This window comes from Flectobacillus sp. BAB-3569, from assembly GCF_002270355.1.
Lineage (GTDB): Bacteria > Bacteroidota > Bacteroidia > Cytophagales > Spirosomataceae > Flectobacillus > Flectobacillus roseus.
On sequence record NZ_NJFZ01000117.1, the window covers coordinates 1 to 4,969 of the forward strand.

The 4,969-nt window shown below is 41.9% G+C and carries 1 pseudogene; it reads right to left on the reverse strand.

Going from position 1 to position 4,969, the window contains the following annotated elements:
- Positions 1–62: 62 nt before the first annotated feature.
- Positions 63–4,969, reverse strand: a pseudogene (locus tag BWI92_RS27630) (hypothetical protein); the annotation flags it as partial.

The following is a 4,969-nucleotide window of genomic DNA, read 5'->3' on the forward strand; positions in this document are numbered from 1 at the left end:
CTAATAAAGCCACTAACTGCTCGCCTGCACCTGTCAAAAGTGATGAATTCACAGATACGTCCCTACTCCTGAACTCTCCTGCAATACTCCTGCCTTATAGGTGCGATGGTAATACCAGACAAAAGATTCGCATTGATCAGATTAGGATTCGAAATATTAAACCCGGCAAAAGTTCCGATGGGATAGGTCGTCAAAACATCTTTTACGGAAATAGAGGCATTGCTACCCAAAGAAGCCGACATCGTAATAGTCGCATAATCACTCGTACTTGAGCTGATTACATTTTCTGTATTGCTAATCGAACAACCTACACAAGCAACGCCTGTGATACCTGTCTGACTATCATCTATTACTACGGGATAAGAAGGGTTCGAAACATTCGTCTGTGTATTACATACCAACGCTGAACCAGTACAGAATTTCTCGATTACTGGATAATACACCTGACCTGTAAAACCAACACCCACCAAAGTCGTATAGATAATACGTACCTCGTCAAAACCTTGGGTCGTGATAAAACCTACCGTCGCCAATCCACTGCCATCTAACAAACTTGATTCTATTCCTAGCAAACTCGTTACTACATCTTTTCCTTCTACAAATACTCCATTGTTATATGTTTCGATACGTACCGTTGAACCAATGCTTCCGCTCAATAGGCTTGCTGAGGCTATCTTAAAACCTGCATAATATCCCGCAGGATACGTATCTGTAGCATCATTGTCTTTGACACTATAGGTTACATTACAACCTAAACCTGTTACATTAAAGCCCGCATAATTATTTAAGTCTGAATCAACCAAATTATTCGTCGAGGCGGTCGTCAAATTCACACAACCTAACAAACTATTCGTCTTTGTTGCCGCTAGGTTTGTAAACAATCCATTCGTCAGAGGTACTTTCGTATTGCAACTCACGCCACTTGGATCTAAGCCTGTACAAGAAGTAATAAATACATCTACCTCTGCACTTGCAGCACTATAACAACCTGTGCTAGCATTATAGTAAAAGGCGTAATAAGTCCCGTCCGTTGCTGCCGTCGGTGTTGAGTAAGCCGTGCCTGTATGTGTATTATTCGTAAACCAAACCAAACTACTTCCCGATGGCGCTGTTCCACTTATCGCAGTAGATAAATTAGCTGTCGTAGCAGGACAAATGTTATTGATACTACTTACACTAACTGTTGGAACAACCAAGGCTGGGTCACAAGCATTTAATGGATCTGTACCTGCCAACTTCTCTGCATAATTACTAATACCATCCCCATCACAATCTGCAGTGCGCCAAGTAGTTGTAGTATTTGCCAAAACTTGATTATTACTCCATACACATGGATTGTTTGGTGCTGGGTCGGTTAAATCCAAATCACCATCACCGTCTGTATCACAGGCATTTACTGTAACAACTACTCCTGTCGAGGCTGGACTGTAACAACCCAAAACTGAATCATAATAAAAAGCATAATACGTACCAGCTGCGGCAGTACTCGGTGTGCTGTAGGCAGTACCTGTATGTGTATTGTTCGTAAACCACTGTATCACCGCACCTGATGGTGCACTACCTATCGCACTTGATAAATTACCTGTCGTCGCGGGACATACATTGCTCACACTACTACTCAACAAACTTGGTGCTACAAAACCTGCTGCATTCGCTAAGCGTAATACGGCACCATATACCCTCGTCGTACCAACATCTACTCCTACCAAATTCGCAATCGTGAAACGTACTTCGTTGAATGGCTTCGTTGCAGCAAAACCAACTACCTGACGAGTTGAACTTAGAATAGACAAGCTGATTAATCCGCCTGCATTACTTTCCTGTAAAACCCCATTCAGATAAGTACTGACGGTAGCATTACTCAGAAGACTCGCTCCTAATATGGTCGTATTTTCTATATCAAAACCTGCAAAGGTTCCGATTGGATAAGTAGTCACAGCGTCTTTTACAGATATTGAACCACTACTCAATAAGCCTGCGGTTAATACAATATCTGCATAATTTGAAGTACTCGCATCTATCACATTTTGACTATTATTAATAGAACAGCCTACACAAGCTACTCCCCCAATACCGGTCAAACTACCATTCAAGACCGCTGGAAAACTTGGCGATACCAAATACGTATCGGTACAACTCAACGCTGGTCCCGCACAGAAACTTTCTAGTACTACCTTGTAAACTCTTGTCGTACTCAAAATCCCTAATACATTCGTTATTTCTAGTTTTACCTCATCAAATTCTTTCGTACTAATAAAGCCCACTAACTGCTCGCCTGCACCTGTCAAAAGTGAAGAATTAACCGACAATAACGTCCCTACTCCTGAACTCTCCTGCAATACACCTGCCTTATAGGTGCGGATGGTAATACCAGACAAAAGATTCGCATTGATCAGATTAGGATTCGAAATATTAAACCCGGCAAAAGTTCCGATGGGATAGGTCGTCAAAACATCTTTTACGGAAATAGAGGCATTGCTACCCAAAGAAGCCGACATCGTAATAGTCGCATAATCACTCGTACTTGAGCTGATTACATTTTCTGTATTGCTAATCGAACAACCTACACAAGCAACGCCTGTGATACCTGTCTGACTATCATCTATTACTACGGGATAAGAAGGGTTCGAAACATTCGTCTGTGTATTACATACCAACGCTGAGCCCGCACAGAATTTTTCTATTACTGGATAATACACCTGACCTGTAAAACCAACACCCACCAAAGTAGTGTAAATAATACGTACTTCGTCAAAGCCTTGGGTCGTGATAAAACCTACCGTCGCCAATCCACTGCCATCTAACAAACTTGATTCTATTCCTAGCAAACTCGTTACTACATCTTTTCCTTCTACAAATACTCCATTGTTATATGTTTCGATACGTACCGTTGAACCAATGCTTCCGCTCAATAGGCTTGCTGAGGCTATCTTAAAACCTGCATAATATCCCGCAGGATACGTATCTGTAGCATCATTGTCTTTGACACTATAGGTTACATTACAACCTAAACCTGTTACATTAAAGCCCGCATAATTATTTAAGTCTGAATCAACCAAATTATTCGTCGAGGCGGTCGTCAAATTCACACAACCTAACAAACTATTCGTCTTTGTTGCCGCTAGGTTTGTAAACAATCCATTCGTCAGAGGTACTTTCGTATTGCAACTCACGCCACTTGGATCTAAGCCTGTACAAGAAGTAATAAATACATCTACCTCTGAACTTGCAGCACTATAACAACCTGTGGTAGCATTATAGTAAAAGGCGTAATAAGTCCCGTCCGTTGCTGCCGTCGGTGTTGAGTAAGCCGTGCCTGTATGTGTATTATTCGTAAACCAAACCAAACTACTTCCCGATGGCGCTGTTCCACTTATCGCAGTAGATAAATTAGCTGTCGTAGCAGGACAAATGTTATTGATACTACTTACACTAACTGTTGGAACAACCAACGCTGGGTCACAAGCATTTAATGGATCTGTACCTGCTAACTTCTCTGCATAATTACTAATACCATCTCCATCACAATCTGCAGTGCGCCAAGTAGTTGTAGTATTTGCCAAAACTTGATTATTACTCCATACACATGGATTGTTTGGTGCTGGGTCGGTCGTATCAAAATCTCCATCTCCATCGGTATCACAGGCATTTACCGTAACAACTACTCCTGTCGAGGCTGGACTATAACAACCCAAAACGGAATCATAATAAAAAGCATAATACGTACCCGCAGCAGCGGTACTCGGTGTGCTGTAGGCTGTTCCTGTATGTGTATTATTCGTAAACCACTGTATCACTGCACCTGACGGCGCGCTACCTATCGCACTCGATAAATTACCTGTCGTCGCGGGACATACATTGCTCACACTACTACTCAACAAACTCGGTGCTACAAAACCTGCTGCATTCGCTAAGCGTAATACGGCACCATATACCCTCGTCGTACCAACATCTACTCCTACCAAATTCGCAATCGTGAAACGTACTTCGTTGAATGGCTTCGTTGCAGCAAAACCAACTACCTGACGAGTTGAACTTAGAATAGACAAGCTGATTAATCCGCCTGCATTACTTTCCTGTAAAACCCCATTCAGATAAGTACTGACGGTAGCATTACTCAGAAGACTCGCTCCTAATATGGTCGTATTTTCTATATCAAAACCTGCAAAGGTTCCGATTGGATAAGTAGTCACAGCGTCTTTTACCGATATCGAACCACTACTCAATAAACCTGCTGTCAAAACTATGTCTGCATAATTTGAAGTACTCGCATCTACCACATTTTGACTATTATTAATAGAACAGCCTACACAAGCTACTCCCCCAATACCGGTCAAACTACCATTCAAGACCGCTGGAAAACTTGGCGATACCAAATACGTATCCGTACAGCTCAACGCTGGGCCTGCGCAGAAACTTTCTAGTACTACGTTGTAAACTCTTGTCGTACTCAGAATGCCTAATACATTCGTTATTTCTAGTTTTACCTCATCAAATTCTTTCGTACTAATAAAGCCCACTAACTGCTCGCCTGCACCTGTCAAAAGTGATGAATTCACAGACAATAACGTCCCTACTCCTGAACTCTCCTGCAATACTCCTGCCTTATAGGTGCGGATGGTAATACCAGACAAAAGATTCGCATTGATCAGATTAGGATTCGAAATATTAAACCCGGCAAAAGTTCCGATGGGATAGGTCGTCAAAACATCTTTTACGGAAATAGAGGCATTGCTACCCAAAGAAGCCGACATCGTAATAGTCGCATAATCACTCGTACTTGAGCTGATTACATTTTCTGTATTGCTAATCGAACAACCTACACAAGCAACGCCTGTGATACCTGTCTGACTATCATCTATTACTACGGGATAAGAAGGGTTCGAAACATTCGTCTGTGTATTACATACCAACGCTGAACCAGTACAGAATTTCTCGATTACTGGATAATACACCTGACCTGTAAAAC